Source organism: Tardiphaga sp. GW822-FHT04G09 (assembly GCF_058800725.1).
In genome coordinates, this window is record NZ_JBXAMO010000023.1 from 27,895 (window position 1) to 50,418 (window position 22,524).

Annotated in this window: 21 protein-coding genes and 1 tRNA gene; 9 read left to right on the top strand and 13 right to left on the bottom strand. The window is 60.3% G+C overall.

Annotation, left to right across the window (positions count from 1 at the left end; all coding sequences use genetic code 11):
- Window positions 1–199: 199 nt before the first annotated feature.
- Window positions 200–2,587, bottom strand: coding sequence for an AAA family ATPase (locus tag AC1RLZ_RS26730; protein WP_493191092.1), 2,388 nt, complete (start codon window positions 2,585–2,587; stop codon window positions 200–202).
- An 800-nt stretch (window positions 2,588–3,387) separates the two neighbouring features.
- Window positions 3,388–3,464 (bottom strand) — tRNA-Arg (locus tag AC1RLZ_RS26735).
- 195 nt (window positions 3,465–3,659) lie between these two features.
- Between AC1RLZ_RS26735 and AC1RLZ_RS26740 the strand changes: the two genes are divergently transcribed.
- Entirely contained in the window at window positions 3,660–4,028 is a 369-nt protein-coding gene (locus AC1RLZ_RS26740) for a hypothetical protein (protein WP_493191093.1), read from the top strand.
- Window positions 4,029–4,308: 280 nt separating this feature from the next.
- Complete coding sequence (locus tag AC1RLZ_RS26745; protein WP_493191094.1) at window positions 4,309–5,076, top strand: hypothetical protein; 768 nt, start codon at window positions 4,309–4,311, stop codon at window positions 5,074–5,076.
- 21 nt (window positions 5,077–5,097) lie between these two features.
- On the opposite strand, the gene AC1RLZ_RS26750 is transcribed toward AC1RLZ_RS26745, so the two are convergent.
- The 4 genes from AC1RLZ_RS26750 to AC1RLZ_RS26765 all read right to left on the bottom strand — a co-directional run bounded on the left by AC1RLZ_RS26750 (window position 5,098) and on the right by AC1RLZ_RS26765 (window position 7,620).
- Window positions 5,098–5,562: a CAP domain-containing protein gene (locus AC1RLZ_RS26750; protein ID WP_493191095.1), complete on the bottom strand. Its 465-nt coding sequence runs from the start codon at window positions 5,560–5,562 to the stop codon at window positions 5,098–5,100.
- Complete coding sequence (locus AC1RLZ_RS26755) at window positions 5,559–5,801, bottom strand: hypothetical protein (RefSeq protein ID WP_493191096.1); 243 nt, start codon at window positions 5,799–5,801, stop codon at window positions 5,559–5,561. The genes AC1RLZ_RS26750 and AC1RLZ_RS26755 overlap by 4 nt, the downstream gene beginning before the upstream one ends.
- Before the next feature lie 71 nt (window positions 5,802–5,872).
- Window positions 5,873–6,130 carry a hypothetical protein gene (locus AC1RLZ_RS26760; protein ID WP_246664137.1) on the bottom strand — a complete coding sequence of 86 codons (258 nt, stop codon included), beginning with the start codon at window positions 6,128–6,130 and terminating at the stop codon, window positions 5,873–5,875.
- A 488-nt stretch (window positions 6,131–6,618) separates the two neighbouring features.
- Window positions 6,619–7,620 carry a 2-dehydropantoate 2-reductase gene (locus AC1RLZ_RS26765; RefSeq protein WP_493191097.1) on the bottom strand — a complete coding sequence of 334 codons (1,002 nt, stop codon included), beginning with the start codon at window positions 7,618–7,620 and terminating at the stop codon, window positions 6,619–6,621.
- A 133-nt stretch (window positions 7,621–7,753) separates the two neighbouring features.
- Here AC1RLZ_RS26765 and AC1RLZ_RS26770 point away from each other — a divergent pair, with 133 nt between their 5' ends.
- Window positions 7,754–8,383: a YidB family protein gene (locus tag AC1RLZ_RS26770; protein ID WP_493191098.1), complete on the top strand. Its 630-nt coding sequence runs from the start codon at window positions 7,754–7,756 to the stop codon at window positions 8,381–8,383.
- Between the two features lie 30 nt (window positions 8,384–8,413).
- Complete coding sequence (locus AC1RLZ_RS26775) at window positions 8,414–8,683, top strand: GlsB/YeaQ/YmgE family stress response membrane protein (protein WP_371423010.1); 270 nt, start codon at window positions 8,414–8,416, stop codon at window positions 8,681–8,683.
- A 64-nt stretch (window positions 8,684–8,747) separates the two neighbouring features.
- Here AC1RLZ_RS26775 and AC1RLZ_RS26780 read toward each other — a convergent pair whose 3' ends face one another.
- The gene (locus AC1RLZ_RS26780) at window positions 8,748–9,539 is read right to left on the bottom strand and encodes an SDR family NAD(P)-dependent oxidoreductase (RefSeq protein ID WP_493191099.1); all 792 of its coding nucleotides are present in this window, start codon (window positions 9,537–9,539) and stop codon (window positions 8,748–8,750) included.
- 263 nt (window positions 9,540–9,802) lie between these two features.
- On the opposite strand from AC1RLZ_RS26780, the gene AC1RLZ_RS26785 reads away from it, so the two are divergent.
- The 3 genes from AC1RLZ_RS26785 (at window position 9,803) to AC1RLZ_RS26795 (ending at window position 13,024) form a co-directional block, all read left to right on the top strand.
- A complete protein-coding gene (locus tag AC1RLZ_RS26785; protein ID WP_493191100.1) occupies window positions 9,803–10,867 on the top strand; it encodes an acyl-CoA dehydrogenase family protein in 1,065 nt (354 codons plus the stop codon).
- A 27-nt stretch (window positions 10,868–10,894) separates the two neighbouring features.
- On the top strand, window positions 10,895–12,055 hold the full coding sequence (locus tag AC1RLZ_RS26790; RefSeq protein WP_493191101.1) for an acyl-CoA dehydrogenase family protein: 1,161 nt from the start codon (window positions 10,895–10,897) through the stop codon (window positions 12,053–12,055).
- A gap of 162 nt (window positions 12,056–12,217) precedes the next feature.
- Window positions 12,218–13,024: an enoyl-CoA hydratase/isomerase family protein gene (locus AC1RLZ_RS26795; protein ID WP_371423014.1), complete on the top strand. Its 807-nt coding sequence runs from the start codon at window positions 12,218–12,220 to the stop codon at window positions 13,022–13,024.
- Between the two features lie 77 nt (window positions 13,025–13,101).
- Here the strand turns inward: AC1RLZ_RS26795 and AC1RLZ_RS26800 are convergent, their stop codons facing one another.
- The 4 genes from AC1RLZ_RS26800 to AC1RLZ_RS26815 form a co-directional block, all read right to left on the bottom strand.
- The gene (locus tag AC1RLZ_RS26800; protein ID WP_493191102.1) at window positions 13,102–15,228 is read right to left on the bottom strand and encodes an acetate--CoA ligase family protein; all 2,127 of its coding nucleotides are present in this window, start codon (window positions 15,226–15,228) and stop codon (window positions 13,102–13,104) included.
- A gap of 117 nt (window positions 15,229–15,345) precedes the next feature.
- Window positions 15,346–16,107: a VOC family protein gene (locus AC1RLZ_RS26805; RefSeq protein ID WP_493191103.1), complete on the bottom strand. Its 762-nt coding sequence runs from the start codon at window positions 16,105–16,107 to the stop codon at window positions 15,346–15,348.
- Between the two features lie 2 nt (window positions 16,108–16,109).
- The gene (locus AC1RLZ_RS26810) at window positions 16,110–16,898 is read right to left on the bottom strand and encodes an enoyl-CoA hydratase (protein ID WP_493191104.1); all 789 of its coding nucleotides are present in this window, start codon (window positions 16,896–16,898) and stop codon (window positions 16,110–16,112) included.
- A gap of 55 nt (window positions 16,899–16,953) precedes the next feature.
- Entirely contained in the window at window positions 16,954–18,123 is a 1,170-nt protein-coding gene (locus AC1RLZ_RS26815; RefSeq protein WP_493191133.1) for an ABC transporter substrate-binding protein, read from the bottom strand.
- A 54-nt stretch (window positions 18,124–18,177) separates the two neighbouring features.
- On the opposite strand from AC1RLZ_RS26815, the gene AC1RLZ_RS26820 reads away from it, so the two are divergent.
- Together AC1RLZ_RS26820 and AC1RLZ_RS26825 are read left to right on the top strand one after the other, a co-directional pair.
- Window positions 18,178–19,149: a thermonuclease family protein gene (locus AC1RLZ_RS26820; protein ID WP_493191105.1), complete on the top strand. Its 972-nt coding sequence runs from the start codon at window positions 18,178–18,180 to the stop codon at window positions 19,147–19,149.
- 69 nt (window positions 19,150–19,218) lie between these two features.
- Complete coding sequence (locus AC1RLZ_RS26825; protein WP_371423019.1) at window positions 19,219–20,682, top strand: M48 family metalloprotease; 1,464 nt, start codon at window positions 19,219–19,221, stop codon at window positions 20,680–20,682.
- A gap of 84 nt (window positions 20,683–20,766) precedes the next feature.
- Here AC1RLZ_RS26825 and AC1RLZ_RS26830 read toward each other — a convergent pair whose 3' ends face one another.
- Window positions 20,767–21,867, bottom strand: coding sequence for a CarD family transcriptional regulator (locus tag AC1RLZ_RS26830; RefSeq protein WP_493191134.1), 1,101 nt, complete (start codon window positions 21,865–21,867; stop codon window positions 20,767–20,769).
- A 201-nt stretch (window positions 21,868–22,068) separates the two neighbouring features.
- Entirely contained in the window at window positions 22,069–22,407 is a 339-nt protein-coding gene (gene fdxA, locus AC1RLZ_RS26835; RefSeq protein ID WP_493191106.1) for a ferredoxin FdxA, read from the bottom strand.
- Window positions 22,408–22,524 lie beyond the last annotated feature (117 nt).

Sequence of the window (22,524 nt, forward strand, 5' to 3'; positions counted from 1 at the left end):
GATCGTGTTTCCTGAACGACAATTGAATCACTGATACAATAATCGATTTGTCCTAGCAGCCGTTGCCGTCGCCTTCATTGCATGGTCGGGCCAGCGTGGCTTGCACGGCAAGCTTCGAACCGGTAGGCCCTTCTCTAACCGGCGCTGGTGAGCCAGTGTCACGCGTACGCATTTTTCTGCCGATCTCGGGCCGAATATCTCAGTCCGCTGTGGATCGAGAAAGAGCAAATGCATCCTTCAGCGCCTTGAGGGACGCCGCGAAAGCCTCGTACCCGACGATCGGCTCGCGTGGGGCACCATCGAGATTGTAGACCTTCCTGAGTTTGTTCAATTCCGATTTCACGACGTCAGCTTCGAGTGAGTCGTCGAGCACCACTTCAATGTTTTCCAGGCAGACCAGCCCTTGTTCCTTTGTTGCCTGGCTTGGATGATCGCGGAGGAAGATGGTCTGTTGGCGGTCCACTCGGGATCCGACCCGCTCCTTTAGATTTTCCCTTTCCGCCCGACGTCGTTGCGTATTCAGCGCTCGGAACAGGATCCGCATACGGTGAAGGAAAAGTTCGATATCTTCAGACAGCTCTTCTACCGGACTTCCCATGCGGCATTGATCTATCACGGCGCGGGCAAATCCGATTTTTTCGACATGCAGACCGTGACGGTCGGCGATAGCATTGACAGTGTCGAACACTCCCGTTCCGGTCGCCGCTTGAGCGCTGAACTCAGCTATCGTCAGCTTTGATGGCGCCATGTCCCGGAACTTGCTGACCTCCGTGAGGAAACCATTCGCCGCTGCAACGGCCAGGATCGGTGGAATCAGGTCTTCGATTTCGATGCTTGCCGGCTTGGTTTCGAACAACCCCTCGATGTCGCCGAGTTGAACGACGTGATCGCCGTCGATCAGCCTTCGCATTTTCCTGTCGTTCTTGCGCATCTGCCGCGTCGCCGCATTCCCGCTCTCGTCCGAATCCAACAGCACGATGACTGGCGGCTTGTCGGCATCGCGCCCGCGGATCAGATAAAGCATGTAGGGAATCTGGCTCGCTGACCCTGCTGGCACGAGTACCAAACGATTGAGATCGAGTGTTTCGCTCTCCGACCCGCCCCCGGAACGCGTCAATCTCGCTGCACCTGAGAGGATGATCTGGTCCGCAGCTCCCTCGATCAGCAGGTTGCAGGCCCCGATGAATGCCGTTTCTCCGACGAACGCGCCGAATGCCGAACGCAGCGGCTCGTAGTGGTTTTGGGTCGCGTTCCGGATGACCCGCGTTCCGTCGAGACCCTTTCCCTTCTCCAGCACCCGGATGCGATCGGCATGGTTTTTGTCGATAAGAAAGGGGGAATGCGTGACGAAGACGACTTGGATCGGCGCCACATTCGCCGCAGGGAAGGCGAAGTCGTCGAATATCTTCAGTAGGTCCTGCTGAGCCTCGGCGGAGAGGTACGTGTCAGGCTCGTCCATCAGCAAAATCTGCGAGCGCCGATGTGTGCGCTCACGCGATTGCGACTGGATTAGATAGGATAGAAAGTACTTCAGGCCACTGCTGCGCTCTCCGAACGTGTATTCGGTACCGGTGCGGTCCCGGATCGTGAAGACCAGGTCCATTTCCCGCGGTGTGACACGCAGTGAGAAATCCCGATCTTGAACCCACCATTTGGGAAAGTTGAGCTGCCTTGCCAGTTGCTCGTTGATGCGAGTCACCAGTGCATTGGCATGTCCATCCTCGCCCTCGGCGATCGCATCGGAAAGGTCTTTCAGCCGGGCCGGCTCCACGTTGCCGAGCCGGATGAGGAGGTCGCGTGCCAGGATCAGGGACTCTTGCGAGATCAGCTCTCCGGACTGCGTCAGTTTGCCGTTCGCTCCGAAATATGGATTGAGGGAGTTGAATATCGTCGGTGCGGCTTGCGCCAGTTGAGCGTGATCTGGTGCCCACTGGCGCGCAATGATACCGATGGATTCCAGAAGCGCGGATCGGGTGCTGCGGGATGCGAGCGCGCCGTTCACGGCCGTAGGGTCGAGGAGCCAATTCAACGGTACCGAGCTTGGAAGAGCGACGTCGGGATGGATTTCGAACGGTTGTGGCAGCACGTCATCGCCGAACGCGAGAGCCTGCTTGCCCTCCAGACGCTCCGCATGAAAACCGCCCTTTCCGTCGGGAAGGTGCACCACGAGAATTTCCGGCCCTTCCCTGAACATGAGGAAGTGCTCGAACACCTCAGGGCCGCCTGCAAGCGACGCCCTGATCTGTTTCGCTTCCGCTGGCGTGACTTCTTCCCATGAGACGCCCAGGTGGGGCCAGCACTCCTGGCCTCTTTCCACGTTGAAGAAGGGAGAATATCTGCAGAGGTCCCTCTGTTTGAAGTCCAGGCCCGTGATCGCCTTCTTGATGGCGCTCAACAGATGGCTTTTTCCCGACTCGTTCGCCCCGACGACGGTGGTGATCTCCCTGTCGACGGGTACTTCGACGTAAGGATACCAGGTGCCTGCGAAATGCTCCCACGGCTTCGGCTTGGCGTCCGGATGTGCCTTTCTGAGATGATCGAAGTTGAAGGATTTGTAGAACCTGGCGTAGACGGTTTTTAGCTTCATTGCTCGATCCGGTTGCGGCGTCCGGCCACGGATCTCCGAGAGCAATGACGCACCTTTCGTAGAACTAGTCATTCAGACTAATCACAACTTCAAGCATAGAAAACGCCCTGTGCGAGTTACGCACCGCCCAATATGGCCGCGGTCGTACTCCGGGTATATCTCGGGCGGACAGGCCCGACATTCCGAACGTCCTTCGCCGAAGCAAAGCATTGCGCTTCCTCTCAGGCTCCGTGTTGTGCGCTACGCAACAAGTCCTCGACGGCTCTCAATGACCCGCCACCGCTGGAGCCCGAACGCCCGTAACCAAAATCCTTACTTCCGGATCGCCGGTGGATGAGATCAGCGCGAAGCCGCGACCTACAACTATTGCGTCGACGCTAACATGCGCGCTTAGGGCAGAACTCGCATGCGAGCCGAAGATGGCCATCCGTGGCAGAGGCTACCAGCGTCTAGCCGATTGCCACCGACTGCCCACCGAAACGGATGGGCGCACCTACGGCTATTTTGCGGGGAGCAATTGAACGCTGCGGAGACGGCGGAAAACGGCATGTCTCACCGAGCAAGTGCCCGCGGCTTTTCGATGGACGCCATCGGAAGTGCGACGAGCTTATCCCATTGGCTGAGCTACCAGTGTTGCATCGGTGTTGCATGGAGCAGACGTGACTGTGTGTAACCCCTTGTTACTGCTCGAACCATACGGAGCACACGGAATCGACCGGATCGACCCGAAATCGATGTCTATGGCCGGCCGTCTTTTGCGGAAAAGCCCATATTTACGGGGATATTCGCGACTTTATCGTTGGCGATCCCGGGAAGACTCGAACTTCCGACCTACGGTTTAGGAAACCGTCGCTCTATCCGGCTGAGCTACGGGACCGCGATCCCGGTCAGGAGCACCGGGCATGGACAGTTCCATATCAGAGCCGTTTGATCATCGCTACCCATTGATAGCTCAAACAGGACGGGTCCGGAACTGACGTCACATTCCTTTGACAGGCCCGGACATCTATTGCGGAACGCCTCGTACCGCCCGTCGTTGGCTGGCTGTCACAATAACGATGGAGAATCCCACATGACAAAGATGAAACTTCTTGCCGCTGCTGCCGTGGCCTCTGGCTTGATGGCTACGCCGGTGATGGCAAAGGATCCGATGAATCGCCGGACACAGGCCACGCAGGAATATCGAGCCGAAACGGCCAATAACGGCTATCGTGATTCGGGCTTCTGGCCGGGTGACGTAACGGCAGGCGTAGTGGGCGGTGCCGTGGGTGTAGCCGGCACGGCCGGGGCCATCGCAACTGCGCCATTCCGGAACAGCTACAATTCCTATGACGGCTACAGTGGCGTCCAGCGCGATTCCTATGCAAAGCGCATGGGCTTCGTTTGTCAGCCGGGAACCTGGTTCCGCGGCGAGGATGGTCGACGGCACATCTGCCAGTAATATAACGGACATCTGAGAAAGGGGCGGCCCAGACGGACCGCTCCTTTTCCGTGCCTGTTGTCCGATAGAGTCGCAGACCCGCGAAACGAAACCACACGACCACTGTCGGACGTAGCTCATCGTGAACTACGTGTGGTCCCGTGTAGGTGATCGCGCGCTGTAGCGACGCGAAACTACTGTCGAGAACAGTTCGAAATACTGAGGTCATCAATTTCGGTGATATGAGAGCAGCAAGAGATCTCTGCCTGAAAGTACTTCCACATCAGTGCGGTATCGCGAAATGGCGCCGATCTACCGACTACATGACCGTACTGATGCGGTGATGCTGCACTTGCTCCAAAAGCGGGGAGAAGTAACACATCCGAGGTTGAAAAACGGCCCACAAATGGCGAGAATTGGGCTTGTTACCAACATCGGAACCCAAGTGGCTCATTCGTCCGCATACAAGTCGCTCACATTTGCGCTACTGACGACCGCATCATTCGCCGGTCTCGCGCTGATGTCTTCGCCTGCTCTTGCGCAATGGTGGACTGCCGCACCTGCGGACTATGAAGATTGCGCCGAGCGCATCGAGAAATCGACGGTTTCGAAAGACACCAAGGCTGCGGCGCTATCGGATTGCGAAAGCAAGTTCGCCGGACGGCGCAAGCGCGGCGGCGGCTATACGTATCACGACTTCATGCAGAACCGCAGCTTCGATATCGCTGGTCCGAACCCAACCACGGCCGAGCAGAAGGCGATCGACGAGCAGTACAAGACCTATCTGGACAATCAGCGTCGCAGCGTCATTGTCGCGGCCTTCGCTGAGAAACAGCGCGAGGTGCAAACCCAGGCCGCGCTCGAAACGGACTTTCGACAGACCGCGGAAACCCCAAGCGACGCGAAGCCAGTCGTGTTACCTCGTCCTCGGCCCAAGGTGCGTGCCAAGGAGCCGGACTGCGCGATCGAGCCGCTTACCTGCGGATGGTCCAAATTGTCATCGGGGCTGAAAGACATCAAGGACGCGCTCTTCGGCACGCCCGCGCCGAACAAGACCAAGCGCACCTGAACCATAACAACCCGTCAAGTATCAATCCGTGATGACCATCGCCCAGAACATCCGATAGGGCGACTTGGGATTGGTCACGTAAGCAACGCCGACCTTGCGTGCCCCGGGCATAAGCAGGTTCTCGCGATGACCTGGACTCTCTTCCCACTGCTTCAACGTTTCGGGAAATGTCAGGAAGCCCGCCGCGATGTTTTCAGCTGCTTTGGATTTGCGGAGCTTCCCCACACGTGCGGAGAAAACACCGCCGACCTCGTGGCTGACCTTGCCACTGGATGACATCGCCTGCGCCTGAGCAAGCGCGACCGCATTCAGCTTGCTGTCCAGCGTGACGGAGGAGAGTTTGTGCGCTCGGCGAAAGGCACTGATCTGGCTCGCATAATCCGCCGCTCTCGCCTCGACCATGGTGACCGCGATCAACGCGCCACACAGCACAAACGACCTCACGGGGCGGTAGTTCATGACAACCCCTTCACGGATCAGATTCAATGACCATACAGACGACGTGGCGCAGGACGTCGCGACAGCGGCTTGCGGGTATGGGCACGCGCCTGCGCTTCAGCGGCACGCCGTTGCTCGGCGAGCCGGGCATCATATCCCGGCGACGGGGTGACCGTCGGAGGGATCGCAAATGCAGGTGCGATGACACCGATGCCTGATATAGCCATGGCCACAGCGATAGTGGCGAAGAATTTTCGCTTCAAGATTCTAAAAAGCAGGGTTCGCATTGATCGCTCCACCCAGGAAAACGGCCCGAAGCGCTCACGCGCTTCAGGCCGGCTTCGGTCGGGACAGAAGCTTACTTCTTGGCCTTCTTGGCCTTCGCGGTCTTGGTCACCTTGGCGGCCTTTGTGGCAACCTTCTTCGCCTTGCGGCGGCGATGACCGAGCGGAATGCCGAGCTTGATGGCTTTCTGACGCAGCGAACCACCGGTACGCTTCATCTCCTTGGAAATCTTTTCGAGCGGTGTCTGGGCCTTCGAATGCGCCTTCAGGATCTTCACGTCTTCCTTGGTGTACTCGCGACGGACGAGTTTCTTTTTCGCTTTCTTGGCCATTGTAGCTCCGATTGTTAGTTGAATAATTCGACCGGCACACGCTTTGCCGATGATATGAAAGGATCAAACGCCCGGCCCAGCGCGCGAAACGCGAACCACCGTCAATCACGCGGCGTTCTATACTAAAGATATGGCGAATGACATAGCCCCAGATGTCACATCATGATGTTCAGTATTGAACTAGCCGTACTCCTGCGAGCCTTCTTCACGACGCGAACTGCTCCTCGTCTGCGAATAATGGGCTAAAAGACTCTTTACATCTCATTTACTGAGAATTCACCGGCGCGCATCGGCAATTGATATTTAACGAATAATCATCGGCTTGATGCGAATACAACGGATAATGGTACCATCGCATTGACTGGCATGCGCAATTGAAGCATTCGGATAGTTGAGTCCACCGATAGCAGCCGAAACGAATAGTAACATTCTCGTAATGATAGCGCGGAGGCCGGTTCAGCACTCCCTTCGGCCCCATCAATGTCGTGCTAACTGCGAATCTGATCCGGCGTGAGTGCGGGTGATCCCCTGCCTGACGTCTCTGCATGCTTGATCAATGTCATCACGCGCAGCGATAGTGGAGCCGTGATCTGATATTGCGCCGCCAGTTCAACGATGACACCCTGCAAATAGTCAATCTCGGTACGGCGATCGCGCTGCAGATCCTCCCACATGGACGAGCGCGCATTTGCGTCGATCTTCATAGTCCGCCCGAGCAGCATATTGAACAGGCTGTCGGGCAGCCGCAGCAAATGCGGCGTTAGCCACGCGGGGATCGGCGTCGCCGAGACGGGCTTGATACCGGCGACTTTCAGAACGGCAAGGCCTTCCGCCATTTGATCGGCGAATAACGAGCGCCACGCGCGCTGTGCCAGCTGCGACCGCAGCGGTGTATCCGACAGCGCATTGAGCGCGTTGTTCAAATTGACCAGCAGCTTACCCCACCGGACACCGACGATATCGTCGCTCGCTAGGACGGCAAGATGCGGTACGGACAGCGCCGAAGCAGTATCGGCCCCATCGCGTTCGATTACGATGTTTCCAGACGTTGCGCGGTGAACATGACCATCGCCCTTTGCGATGACATTAAATGGCACCATTCCGCCGAGGATGCGGCGCCCGGGCAGAGCTGCGCGGAGGACCCCAACATTGCCGACGCCATTCTGCAGGCTGACGACGATGGCGTCTTTCGCAGCATGATCCGCGATCAGCCTCGCCATCTCCGCCGTATCGCCGCTCTTGACCGCGACCAGAATAATCTTCGCCTCATTCATGAGGGCGGGGTCATCCGACAGTCGCAGCTGACCGGGGGCGAGACATCGATCGAGGCCCTCGAAGCTCGTCAGCCTCAGACCGTGCATCTCGATACTGTCCACGATGCGCCGCCGTGCTAGTATGGCAACGTCGCGGCCGGCTGCCGCCAGGACGCCGCCCACGAAACAGCCGATACTGCCGCCACCGGCGATACAAATGGGTCGCGTTTCGATCACGTCATCTCCCGTTCATCCGGCATCCGTTACTAGCAAAATGCCGCAGCGCTGCCTATCGGCGGAACCGACGCGCCTTGTAGACGTCATACCGCGCAGCTATGCTTTCGCCGGGCTGGCAGAACAGGAGACGATCATGGGTTTACTCGACATTCTGAACGGCATGGCCAACGGGCCGCGTGGCCCCGGCGATCCCAACGACAAAAGCGGCGGCATGTCGCCGATGACGATGGCGATCCTCGCGCTGCTTGCCTACAAGGGCTACAAACATATCACCGGCAATCAGCCGGCAACGGAAGGGCAGCCGCAACAGGTCCCCGCGCCGAATACGACCCAGGCCAGTGTGCCGGAAAGCGGCGGCCTCGGCGGGATGCTGGGAAGCCTCCTCGGCGGCAATACAGGCGCCAGTGCGGGCGGCGGCTTGGGCGATCTCCTGAAGGGACCGCTTGGCGGAATGCTGGCGGGTGGCGCAGCTGGCAGCGTTCTTAGTGGCGGCCTCGGCGACCTGCTCAAGCAATTCCAGCAGAACGGCCACGGTGACACGGCGGCTTCCTGGGTCGGCCCAGGCCCGAACAAGCAGATTTCGCCAAACGATCTTGGCTCCGCGCTTGGCGCGGATCAGATCAGCCAGCTGATATCAAGCACCGGCATGTCCCGTGAACAGCTTCTCGCCGAGCTGAGCAATGCCCTGCCCGATGCCGTCAATGAGTTCACGCCGCATGGCCGCCTCCCGACGGCAGACGAGGCAAAATCGCATCTGGGCTAGGGCACATTTAATAAAAGAGGGGACGTTGCCATGTTGTGGATCATTTTCGTCGGCCTGGTCGCCGGTATTATTGCGCGCATCCTGTCGCCGGGACCCAACAATCCAAGCGGCTTCATCCTGACCATTGTGCTCGGCGTCGCCGGCGCGTTTCTGGCGACCTTCGTCGGTCAGGCGATCGGTCACTATGGCCCGAACCAGGGGGCAGGCTTCATCACCGCCACCATCGGCGCACTGGTGGTGCTTTTTATCTGGAACAGACTTGTTGCCCGCAGGGTGATTTCCGATCCGGGCTCGCGATAAGCCGGCGGAAAAATAAGAGCCTCGGTTCCTGACCGAGGCTCTTTTGGCTTTCTTCGTATGCTTTTCAGCGCGTCGATTGCAGATGCATGCCTGCATCCATCCGCACCAGTTCGCCCGTCATATTGCTTGAGGGAGAAGTGGCGAGGAAACAGATGAGCCCTGCGATATCGTCAGCTGTCGAGGCGACCCGCAACGGCACTTTCGCAATCACCGCATCGCGCACCTTCGCTGCCGCTTCGGCACCACGTCCCTTGGTAAACCAAGGCGTGTCGATATAGCCCGGACACACCGTGTTGACGCGGATCAGCGGGGCCAGCGCACGCGCCAGCGAGAGCGTGATGGAATTCAACGCACCTTTGCTGGCCGCATAAGCCACCGATGATCCGGCACCGGTGAGACCGGCCATGGACGACACGTTGACAACGGCAGAGGACTGCCCCGATGCCCGAGCGCCGGCTTCCAGCAGGGATCGCGCAGCGCGCACCATCTGATATGGACCGATGGTGTTGATCGAATAAATCCACTGAAAATCTTCAGCCGAGAGACCATCGAGATCGTGGTGCGGAACGTGCTTGGTCACGCCGGCATTGTTGATCAGCGCATCGATGCGCCCCCAAGGCGCCGCAGCGGCAACGATCTTCTTGCAATCGTCGTCCTTGGACACGTCGCCCTGAACCACGATGACTTCGGTTGCACCAGCATCGCGACACAGCTCGGCGGTAGCTTCGGCCTCCTTCTGACTCGACGAATAGTTGATGACAATACGGGCGCCGTCCTTGGCGAGAATGGCCGCAGTCGCAGCACCGAGCCCCGATGCCGCCCCCGTAATCACGACGCACAAACCATCACTTGCCATCTGCATTTCCTCTGTTTCGCATCGAACCTTGACGCGATCTACCATAGTGCGATCGAGCTGGTATACAACGCAGGGCAAGTTCGCTTCGCGGAATTAAATTGCGCTGCAACAGGCACATATCATGCCGCCACTGCAGGTGCCTCTGCGGCCAGCCCGCTTGTCTTTGCACCGCCTTTTCCCCATCATGAATCATAAGAAAAGTGGCAGCACCCCATGCCCGGCATTCCCTGCCGAATGAGATGCGCTAGCAAACGGGGAACGCCTTGACGGACGCTGACAATATCGTTGCGGAAACTGCGGAACGTATTTTCGCCGATCTCGCTGACGCGCAGACCATCAATCGCGACAAGCAAGGTAACTGGAAGGCGCCGCTCTGGCAGGCACTGACCGATGCTGGCCTGCCGCTATCCTGGGTGCCTGAGGAGTGCGACGGCTCCGGCACCAGCATGGCCGAAGGTTTCAGCGTCCTCAGCGTCGCCGGCCGCGCCGGCGTTGCGGTGCCACTCGCCGAGACCATGCTGGCGGGCTGGCTGCTCGCGCAGGCCCAGATCACATCACCGGAAGGCATGATGACCGTCGCGCCGGCAAGCCCGCGCGATCGCCTCACGCTGAATACGGACGGCACCATCAGCGGCCGCGCGCGTGGCGTGCCGTTTGCCAAGAACGCCAGGCATATCGCCGTCGTCACTTCCGGCATCGGCGGTGCATCGATCGCATTGGTCGAGGCAAGCGCCTGCCGGATCGATAACGGTCTGAGCCTCGCGGACGATCCCTCCGACACGGTGAGCTTCGACAACGTGAAGCCGGTCGCGATCAAATCTGCACCATCGGGCTTCGATCAGAACTCGCTGTTACTGATGGGTGCCCTCGTGCGCAGCCAGCAAATTGCCGGTGCATTGGAAACAATGCTCGGCATCGGCGTGAACTATTCCGGCGAGCGCGTGGCGTTCGAGAAGAAAATTTCGAAATTCCAGGCGGTACAGCACAATCTGGCGAAGCTCGCGGGCGAGACCTCGGCAGCCCTCGCCGCTGCCAGCTCCGCGGCTGACGCCTTCTCCAGCGGCGCTCCCCTCGATGAGGCACTCTTCCTGGAGGCCGCCGCTGCAAAGATCCGTTGCTCCGAGGCCGCAGAGAAAGGTGCCGCCATCGCGCATCAGGTTCTTGGTGCCATCGGCTTCACGCAAGAACACATCCTGCATCGCTACACGCTGCGCGCGTTGGCATGGCGGGATGATTTCGGCAGCGAAAGCTACTGGGCGGTCGAACTCGGCAAGCTGGTCGCCGCACGCGGCGCCGACGAGCTGTGGCCCCTCGTCGCTTCGCGCTGATCGAACACAAGAAACGAGATCTTTCACATGACTGCAGCCCTTCGTTTCGATCCGATCCGCCTGCCGCCCGAATGCGAGCAGTTGCGCAAGGAAGTTCGCGCGTTCCTCGCCGAGGAGATTGCCGCCGGCACCTTCGATCCGCACAAGCCTCAGCGCGAGGACTCGGACAATCCCGAATTCAGCAAGCGCGTCGGTGAGCGCGGCTGGCTCGGCATGACCTGGCCCAAGAAATACGGCGGCCACGAGCGCTCGTTCCTTGAACGCTACGTCGTCACCGAGGAAATGCGCGTAGCCAATGCGCCGGTGCGCCGCTTTTTCGTCGCCGACCGCCAGAGCGGCCCGGTGCTGCTGAAATACGCGCCCGAGCACATCAAGATGGACATCCTGCCGCGCATCTGCCGTGGCGAGGTCTGTTTCTCCATCGGCATGAGCGAGCCAAATTCCGGCTCCGACCTGTTTGCCGCCAAGACCAAGGCCACCAAGACCGACGGCGGCTGGCTGATCAACGGCAGCAAGATCTGGACGACCTCAGCCCATATGGCCGACTACATGATCGCGATCTTCCGCACGTCTCCGCCGACCAAGGAAAACCGCCGCCATGGCCTGACCCAGTTCCTGGTCAATATGAAGAAGCCGGGGATCACGGTGAACCCGATCGCGCAGATCACCGGCCAGTATGAATTCAACGAAGTCGTCTTCACCGATCACTTCGTGCCCGACGACCACATGCTGGGCGAAATCGACAGCGCGTGGAAACAGGCCACCAGCGAGCTCGCTTACGAGCGGTCCGGCCCCGAACGTTTCCTTGAGACCTATTACGTGCTGACCGAACTGGTCCGCGCCGTTGGCCCGAAGCCTGACACCCGTAGCGCCGAAGGCATCGGCCGTCTCGTCGCGCAACTGCACACCATGCGCCGCATGTCGGTGTCGGTGGCCGGCATGCTGCAGGCCGGCAAGGAGCCCGTGGTGGAGGCCTCCATCGTCAAGGATATCGGCACGATCTGGGAACAACAGCTGCCCCATCGCGTGCGCGAGCTTGCCGCCTTCGTGGACGACACAGTCTCGAACCACGCCACGCTGGACGAGATGCTCGGCTTCGCCATCAAGACGGCGCCAAAACTGACCATTCAGGGCGGTACCACCGAAGTTCTGCGCGGCATCATCGCGCGTGGCCTTGGCCTGCGCTGAGACCCGTCGTTCCGGGGCGTACGCGCATCTTTGCGCGTGAACCTCAGCCATTCCAATTGGAGTGGCAGGGAACCTCGAAATAGTTGAACACACCCAGATTCGGGTTCGCGATCGCCAACTGGCGCCCGCTCCCCGGAATGACGACGAGAACCGAGGAAACAAATGACCACCTACAAAGATATCGGCGTCGAGACCCGGGGCCACATTGCGATCATCGAGATCCGCAAGCCGCCGCTGAACTTCTTCGACATCCTGCTGATCCAGCAGATCGCCAATGCGCTCGACGAGATCGACGCCAATCCCGAGATCCGCGCGACCGTGCTGTGCGCGCAGGGCAAGGCGTTCTGCGCCGGCGCCGATTTCAGCGATCCCAACCGCAAGGAAACCGAAGCGGCCGCCAAGAGCGGTGATCCCGCCGACAATCTCGGCTCCATCGGCCACCTCTATATGGAAGCCGTGCGTATCTTCCGCGCCAAGAAGCCGATCATCGCTGCCGTCCATGGCGCTGCCATCGGCGGCGGGCTTGGCCTTGCCGTGTCGGCCGATTTTCGCGTCACCTGCCCGGAAGCGCGCTTCGCAGCCAATTTCACCAAGCTCGGCTTCCATCCCGGCTTCGGCCTGACGGTTGCGCTCACCGAAGTGGTCGGCAAAAACAATGCGGAGTTGATGTTCTACACCTCCCGCCGCGTCGGCGGCGAGGAAGCCCTGAAGATGGGTCTCGCCAATGTGCTGGTGCCGCAGGCCGAGGTCCGCGACGCGGCCATCAAGCTTGCGGAAGAAATCGCCGAATGCTCGCCGCTCGGCCTGCTCTCCACCCGCGCCACTATGCGCAATGGTCTGGCCGACCGCGTGGCGAAGGCGACGGAGCACGAACTCGCGGAGCAGACGCGCCTGCGTGCCACCGAAGACTTCAAGGAAGGCGTTGCGGCGACTGCCGAACGCCGGGTGCCGAACTTCAAGGGGCGCTAAGTCCCCGTCGGGTTTGTTCTTCAAACCTCACTGTGAAATGGCCGGGTTCTCCCGGCCATTTTTATTCGACGGGCGCTTTAGTCCTTCCGCACCACCAACGCATCGACGATGGTGGCTCCCTCACCCACGGGATGCACGAGCACGGGATTGAGTTCGATCTCCGCGATCTCGCCCGCGAACTGCGCCGCAAGCTGCGAGATCTGCGCGATCAATTCCGCTGCTACTGACACGTCGGCCTTTGACGTCCCGCGAAAGCCATTCAGCAATGGCGCGGCCTTGAGTTCGCCCAGCATGGAGGCGGCCTCATCGGCACTTACCGGTGCCGGACGATAGACCACGTCCTTGAACAATTCCGCCGTCACTCCACCAAGGCCGACCATCACCATTGGTCCGAAAGTCTCGTCCAGCATCGTGCCGACGATGATCTCGATACCTTTCCTGGCCATCGCCGCAACCAGAACGCCCTGGAGCGCGGCTTGCGGTCGATGCTGCCGGACGCTGGCGAGCAGCGCATCGTAAGCGGCGACAGCTTCATTCGTCGTGGCGATGCCCACCCGCACGCCGCCGACCTCGCTCTTGTGCGGAATGTCGCGTGACTGGATTTTCATCACCAGGGGGAAACCGATCTTGACAATCGCTGCATCGAGCGCCGATCTGTCGGTGACCAGAACTTCGCCTGGCAGCGCGACACCGGCAATCTGAAGCAGCGTCTTGCTGTCGTATTCGGAGAGCGTCGGCGTGGCCAGATGCTCAACCAGATCGTTCGGCGCGATGGTAGCTGTGGCGACCGGCTCGGCCAGCTTGAACCTGGCGTGATCGACAAGTCGCCGCAACGCGACGCTGACATGCGTGAGGCCGGATAACACGACGACACCGGATTCGGCGAGACCTGTGCGCGCGAAGTTCGACGGCAGCGTGTAAGACCAGAACACCACCGGCTTGTTCTGCGCAGCGATGACGGGCTTCAGCTCCGGCGTCTTGAACGGCATCCGCGTCTCGCTCGACAGCGAAATCACCACTAGGATCGCATCGATCTCGTCAGACTTGTCGAGCAGTTCGATGGTCTTCTGCAGCCCACCACTATGCACCGCCTGGGCCGTGATATCGATCGGGTTACACGGCGACCCGTAGGACGGAATCAACCCGCGAATCGTCGCCTGAATGCCATCCGACAATTCCGGCACCTTCAGCCCCTGTGCCGAGATTGCATCGGCGCCCCAGATACCCGCCCCACCGGAGACGGTGACAACAGCGACTCGGTCGCCCTTCGGCAGCGGCGATGTGACCAGCACGGCCGCGATCGCCACCGCTTCGTCGAGATCGTTGGAGACGATGAAGCCATAGCGCGCGAACACCGCATCATAGGCGGCCGTCCAGCCCGCCATGCTGGCAGTATGCGAGGCTGCCGCGCGCTCACCAGCACCGGAGCGGCCGACCTTGGTCACGATGACCGGTTTGCCGAGTTTTGCCGCCTTGCGCGCCGCGGCGAGAAATTTGTCGACGTCGCGAATGCCCTCGATGAACAGCAGGATTACGTCGGTCGCCGGATCCTGCACCATGTAGTCGAGGAATTCGCCGGCGCCGAGATCGGACTCGTTGCCGGTCGAGATCACAGTGCTCAGAGCAATGCCGAGCGCCTTGGCGCGGTTATAGATCGCAAAGCCGATCCCGCCGGATTGGGCGACGATACCGATCCGCTTCGTGGTAGCGACCAGCCGCGACTGATCGGGCTTCACATCGACAGTCGGGCTGAAAGTCGCGGCAATGCCGGCGATCTGGTTGTAGTACCCCTCCGCATTCGGTCCGGAGATCCGCATTCCCGTACGCTTGGCCAGCGCCGCAATGGCATCCTGCATTGCGATCGAGTCGCCCCCCTCCTCGGCAAAGCCTGAGGAGATGATGATCGCATGCTTGACGCCGAGCTTGGCACACTCCTCCAGTGCGCCGAGCACTACACGCGCGGGAATGATCACGATGGCGAGATCGATCGGCCGCCCGATTGCTGCGATGGTCGGATAACACGTCAACCCATCGATATCCGGATAGTTCGGATTGACTGGATAGATCGCGCCGGAGAACTGGTTTTTGCGCAAGAAAGAGAGAAGCAGGCCGGGGATCTTCGTGACATCGCGGGAAGCGCCGATGATGGCGATGCTGGATGGATCGAAGAACGAGTCCAGCGGATGCGGACGTGTCACAGTCATGGCGCTTCCCGTTTATTGTTTATTGTTGTTGCCATAGCGTTTTCGAGCGAAGTGGATACCGGCTCGTTTGAAGGAAACGCGTCAGAACAAGAAGGGATCGTGCGGCGATTACCGCCCTCACGCAACGACGCGAAACGTGACCCCGGCCAGCAGAAATGCATCGCCAGCGCAGGGACAGCCCCGCTCCCGCGCACTGCCGAGCACCTGCGCGACGTCGTTGACCCGAAATGTGAGCCCGGTCATCGCCTCGGTCTTGCCCTTGGCGAAGCGCAAACAGCCGTTGGTGAACGCGATCTGCGGATCGTCATTCCTCGCCGAGGTCAGCGGCACGCCGATGATATTGCTCCAGTGCTGCGCCAGATCGTAATGGTCGGGACTCTGCAGTTCGACTTCGGTGAGCGCGCGCGTGATATCGTGGCGGATCGCCTCCTGCCAGTCCGGACCGGCCGGCGGATACGGCCCGAAATCGTCGTCGCTGTCTTGAGTATGATTGAACTCGATGAAGGCGGCTCGGCAATCACGTGGATGCAATTGCACGCCGTGATAGGGCGGATGATCGATCACATTGGCGGTGCGCACGCCGATGCTGGCGGCGAAGCGCCCGCGCTCGTCAGGATCCTCGCAGGACAGGATCACCATATAGCCGCCGCGGCCGCCTGATTTCTCTATGAACCGTCCGGCCGCCGTGCCCGGCCGGGTCGGCGCTACCACTTCGAGCAAAGTCGTCTCAACCGGCATCAGCGCATTTTCGAGGCCATATTTGCCGACATGGGGGTCGCGGTAGCAAATATCGAGGCCAAGAATGGCCGCGATATCGCTCACCACTGGCTCCAGATGCGGAGCGACCAGACAAACTTGCCGCAACCGCATCTGGCTCATGATCATTGCCCTCTGAAAACCGGCTTGCGCTTCTCGACGAAGGCCTTGGCGGCCTCCTTGTGATCGTCGGTATCGCCGCAGCGGGTATGATGGATCGCCTCGTTGTCGAAACAGGCTTCCAACGTCATCGTCTCGGCATTGTTGATGTTGGTCTTGATATAGCCGTAGGTGATGCTCGGACCCTGCGCGAGCGACATCGCGAGGTCGCGTGCCGCTGTCTCCACCTCGGCGTCATCGACGACCTTCGTCACCATGCCGAGCGCCAGCGCCTCCTGCGCACTCAGCACCGGCGACATCAGATAGAGCTCGCGCGCCTTGGCGCTGCCAAGCATCTGCGTGAGGAAGTAGGTGCCGCCATAATCACCGGAGAAGCCGACCTTGGCGAAAGCCGTGGTGAGTTTCACCGATTTGCTGGCGACACGGAGATCGCAGGACAGCGCGATCGAAAGACCGGCGCCTGCGGCCGCACCATCGAGCTGTGCAACCACCGGTTTCGGCATCTGGTGCAGAATGCGCGACACTTCCATGCCGCGGCGGAGATTGGCCCGCTTCGCCTCGAACGGCAGCGGCGCACGGCCGGCGGCCATCGACTTAACGTCGCCGCCGACACAGAACGTGCCGCCCGCGCCCTTGATGAGCACGGCACGGACATCGTGATCTTCCTGCGCGCGGCGGGCCGCCGCGACCAAGCCCTGTGTCATCTCCGGATTCAGCGCATTGCGCCGATCCGGACGATTCATGGTGATGGTCAGAAGACCGTTGTCGAGGTCCTGCAGGACGATGTCGCTCATGATTGCGCTCCTTGTTGTTGTTCTTGATCGTCCGACAAGCTTCAGACCCCGACGATTACTTCTTCACCAGCGGGCAGCGCGAGGCTTCCAGCGGCTGGAATGCCTGCTCAGCAGGGACTGTCGCGATCAGCTTGTAGTCATCCCAGCGCCCCTTGGATTCCGAGGGCTTCTTGACCTCGAACAGATACATATCGTGCACCATGCGGCCATCCTCGCGAATCCGGCCATTCTTGGCAAACATGTCGTTGATCGGCGTCTCTTTCATGAGTTTCATGACTGGAGCCGAATCCGTGGTACCGGCGGCTTTCACAGCCTTGAGATAATGCAGCACCGATGAATAGACGCCGGCCTGGGCCGAGGTCGGTACGCGCTTGGTGCGCTCCTGGAAACGCTTGGTGAACGCGCGCGTCTCGTCATTGAGATCCCAGTAGAATGCTTCCGCCAGGATCAGGCCCTGTGCGGTATCAAGACCGACACTGTCGATATCGGAGATGAACGCCAACAGCGGCGACAGTTTCTGTCCGCCGCTGCGTGTCAGGCCGAACTCGGCCGCCTGCTTGATCGCGGTGATCGTATCACCGCCGGCATTGGCGAGGCCGACCACCTTGGCCTTGGAGCTCTGCGCCTGCAGCAGGAAGGACGAGAAGTCGGACGTATTCAGCGGATGCTTGACCGAACCCAGCACCTTGCCGCCCGCCTTGGTGACGACCGCCGTCGTATCCTTTTCGAGATCCGCGCCGAATGCATAGTCGGCCGACAGGAAGAACCAGGTGTCGAGGCCGTTCTTCACAGTGGCGAGCCCGGTCACGTTGGCCTGCGCATAGGTGTCGAACACATAGTGCACGGTGTAGGGACCGCAGGCCTCGTTGCTGAGGCGGATCGAGCCCGGGCCGTTGAAGATGATGATCTTGTTGCGCGCGCGCGCGATCTCACTCGCAGCCAGCGCGGTCGCCGATGCCGCCACGTCGACGATTGCCTCGACACCCTGATTGTCGAGCATGTCGCGCGCGATGTTTGCGGACAGATCGGCCTTGTTGAGATGGTCGGCGGCAATGATCTCGATCTTGCGGCCCAGCACTTCACCACCGAAATCTTCCGCAGCCATCTTGGCAGCGGTCTCGCTGCCGACGCCCGTGATGTCCGCATACAGGCCCGACATGTCGAGAATGGCGCCCAACTTCAACGGCTTGGTCTGCGCCATGGCGCTTGTTGCCGCGAACGCCATTGCTGACGCCAGCAGACCCGTAATGATCTTCTTCAAAAGTCCCTCCCTCAAAACGTGCCGCAGCTTTTTGCGCGGTATTCGTTTTTGTTATCGCGATCATGCCGCAATGGAACAACAGCGGCAAGCGGCGGCGCAGCCAAGAATAGCTGCAATGACATCAAGGTTTTCCGCAAAGCGGAATGGATTGCTGGCTATGATAGACGAGAGGTTGACCGGAGCTCGCAAGGTGGCGTGATGCGTGCCGCATTTGCAAAATATGACGTGTCGCATGCCGCAACACTCTTGCTGGCAGCGATCGCCATTTCGACATCCGTGCAATCTGCGTCCGCCGCCAGCTGCATGTTCACCGCTCAGGGCGAAGGCCGCGTCGCCGACGTCATTGATGTCAGAACATTGCGTCTGAGCGACGGCAACGAGATCCGTCTGGCGGGGATCGAACCGATAGCCGACTCATCGAAGTCGACGAACGACCTCTCCGCATTGATTGCCGGCCGCGATGTCACCTTGTACGGCGAGAGCGACATGCCGGATCGCTACGGGCGGCAACCGGCTTTTGTCTTTGCCGATCCCGCTGCGCCCTCGCTGCAAGCCCAGCTTCTGGCGCAGGGCACCGCCGTCGCCTCTGGCACGATTTCCGACAAAGCCTGCGCGACGGAACTTGCTGCCGCTGAAAGCTCGGCCCGCCGGCTGAAGCGCGGAATCTGGGCTCAAACCAATGTCATAAAAAACGCGGAAAGTCCCGGCGATATCTTGGCCGATGTAGGGCGTTTCGGGCTGGTGGAGGGACGGGTTCTGTCGGTTCGTCAGGCCGGTACGGTGACCTACGTCAATTTCGGGCGTCGCTGGACTCAGGACTTTGCGGTGACTATTTCAAGGCGCATGATGACAGCCTTCGAGGCGGCAGGAATCACGCTTAAGTCCCTTGAAAGACGACATATTCGCGTTCGAGGATGGATCGAGAGGCGCGGCGGGCCGCGGATCGAGGCGCTCGGAGTGGGGCAGATCGAGGTGGTCGGGGACAATTAGACCGCTTGGACGAACAGGCTGCTTAGGCAGAGAGTGGACGACGTGACGGGTGTGGGACGGCAAACCAGCTTGAGCCGCCGCCTTTGGGCTGCGCCTGTTGTGCTGTGCGCCACGCTCACTTTATCGGCCTGCGGCGATGTCAGCCGGTTCGAGGCCGCCTCGTCAGTCAAGCCGACAATGCCGGCCAAGCCGCCGAAGCCTGCCGTGGTACAGACCCCGGCCGCCGAGAAAGAACACGAGCGCATCCTCGCATCCTATGGCGGCGCCTACGACGACCCGCGGCTGGAGTCACTGATCACCAAGACGGTCGATCGGCTGGTCGCGGCCTCTGAGCGACCGGACTTGGCCTACAAGGTCACGATCCTCAATTCCGGCGCCGTGAATGCATTCGCGCTGCCGACCGGACAGCTCTATGTTACGCGCGGGTTGATCGCGCTGGCCAGCGATACATCCGAGATTTCATCGGTGCTGTCGCACGAGATGGCGCATGTACTCGCCAAGCACGCGTCTATCCGCGAGGAACAGGCACGGCAGGCGTCGATCGTCACACGTGTCGTGACCGACATGGGCAGCGATCCCGATCTCACCGCACTGGCACTCGCCAAGTCCAAACTGACAATGGCGAGCTTCTCGCGCGCGCAGGAATTCGAAGCCGACGGCATTGGTGTCGGCATCTCGGCCCGCGCAAAATTCGATCCCTATGGCGCATCGCGCTTTCTCGCGGCGATGGAACGTAACGCCGCGCTGAAGGCCAGCCGTACGCCGCTCGATCCCCGCGCGCAGGACTTCCTGTCGTCCCATCCGGCAACGCCGGAGCGCGTGCAGAACGCACAGGCCAATGCGCGGCAATATTCCTCGCCTGATGGCGGCGAGCGCGACCGCGAGACCTATCTCTCGGCGATCGATGGCATCGTTTATGGCGAGGACCCGAGCGAGGGTTTCGTGCGCGGTCGGCGCTTCCTGCATCCCAAGCTCGGCTTCACCTTCCAGGCGCCGGAAGCCTTTTCCCTCGACAATACAGCGCAGGCGGTGATTGGCGTGCGCGAAGGCGGCAATCAGGCCATGCGCTTCGACGTGGTGCGCGTACCGTCCGAACAGACGCTGAGTGACTACCTGAATTCCGGCTGGATGGAAAATGTCGACAAGGCTACCACGGAAGAGCTGACCATCAATGGCTTCCCGGCAGCGTCCGCCATCGCGCGCGGCGACCAGTGGCAATTTCGCGTCTACGCATTGCGCTTTGGCAGCGACGTCTATCGCTTCATCTTCGCTGCCAAGCAGAAGAGCACCGAAAGCGAGCGCAATGCCCGCGAGACCGTCAATTCGTTTCGGCGCCTGACGCTGGCTGAGATTCAGGCCGCCCGTCCGCTGCGCATCAAGGTGATTACGGTGCAGCCCGGAGACACCGTGGAGTCACTATCGCATCGCATGAACGGCGTCGATCGTCCGCTGGAGCGCTTCCGCGTGTTGAACGGGCTCGAGAACAATGCCAGCGTGAAAGCCCGCGACCGCGTCAAGATCGTGGTGGATTGAGATCCACCCGGCTACTGCTCAATCGACAACAAAAAAGCCCGGCCTCTCGGCCGGGCTCTTCGTATTCAACTTGCGAGACGCTGCTTATGCAGCCTCATCCGCGGCGGCGACATCATCGTCACCATCACTGTCGGCATCATCAGCACCGGCTTCGGCACCTGCCTCAGCCTTGGCGCCGCGGCGCGGACTCTTGGCGAGCTGGCCTTCGATCTCCTTGACCGCTTCGGTCTCGGTGACGTGCTGGACCACAGCGATTTCACGCGACAGACGATCGAGGGCTGCTTCATACAGCTGACGTTCGCTGTAGGACTGCTCGGGCTGCGAGTCGGAACGGAACAGATCGCGCACCACTTCGGCGATGGCAACGATATCGCCCGAATTGATCTTCGCTTCATATTCCTGCGCACGGCGCGACCACATGGTGCGCTTGATGCGGGCACGGCCCTTCAGCGTCTCCAGCGCGCGCTTGACCAGCGCCGGCTCGGACAGTTTGCGCATGCCGACATTCGCGACCTTCGCGGTCGGAACGCGCAGGGTCATCTTGTCCTTCATGAAATTGATCACGAAGAGTTCAAGCCGGGCACCTGCAATTTCCTGTTCCTCGATGGCGAGGATCTGGCCAACACCATGCGCCGGATAAACCACGAATTCGTTGGTCTTGAAGCCTTGACGCTGGGTCAGCGGCTTCTTCGGCTCTTCGACGCGCGGGGCCGCAGCGGGGGCCGGCTTGGCGGCCACGGGCTTCGCAACAACCTTGGCGACTTCCTTCGGCGCAGCAGCCTTCACAGCGGGCGCAGCGACCGGGGCCTTGGCCACAGGAGCCTTTGCAGCCGTCTTCGGCGCAGCAGGCTTGGCAGCAGGGGTCTTCGAAGCAGCAGCCTTCGGAGCAGGTTTGGCAGTCTTATTTGGCATTGCACTTCTTTTATTTTTGGAGGACTTTTCAGCCGCAGCCTTCGCGGCGGTCCGGGTGTCCTTGACAGGGGCCCGGGCACGGCCTTTGGTGACAGAATTCTTCGCAGCAGGACCCTTCACAACGCGGCTGACCGCAGTTGTCTTCTTCAAAGTCTTAGGATCCAAGACTTTCGAAGAGGACGCTTTCTTCGAAGCAGCAGCCTTGGAAACACTCTTTTTACGCGTTTTCTGTGACACAGCCTGCGCGTGGAAACCGCCACGCCCCTGTTTGATGTTTTAAACGGGAACCTGGCAGGGCCAAATCGAGCGGCACCACACGGTCCAGCTTCTTGAATTGTGCCTATTATAGCACATTTCCCGCAAAAATCAATGATTTATGCCCCGTTGCAACCGTTCGGCGGCCGCTAACAGGTCATAATCAGGGGTAGGGTAAATTTCGCGTGGCGCCGGTAACCGGCAAAGAAAATGAGTCGCTTAGTCGCCGGTACCGGGTGCGGCCGAGAAATATTTCTCGAATTTGCCTTCCTGGCCGTCGAATTCCTTGGCGTCGCCCGGCGCTTCTTTTTTCTGAGTGATGTTCGGCCACGTCTTGGCGTGCTCCAGATTGATCTGCAGCCACTTCTCGATGCCACCTTCGGTGTCCGGCTTGATCGCGTCAGCGGGACACTCCGGCTCGCACACGCCGCAATCGATGCATTCGTCCGGATGGATGACCAGCATGTTTTCACCCTCGTAGAAGCAGTCCACGGGACACACTTCGACGCAGTCGGTGTATTTACATTTGATGCAATTGTCGGTGACGACGTAAGTCATCCAGAACTCCGGAAACGATCGATATTCAGTGTTTGCGTAGCGCACCCACCCCGCTGCCGCAAGTGATGCGGCCGGCATAGGTCTGGGCATTTCGACCAAGGGAAAAACCTGCCACGA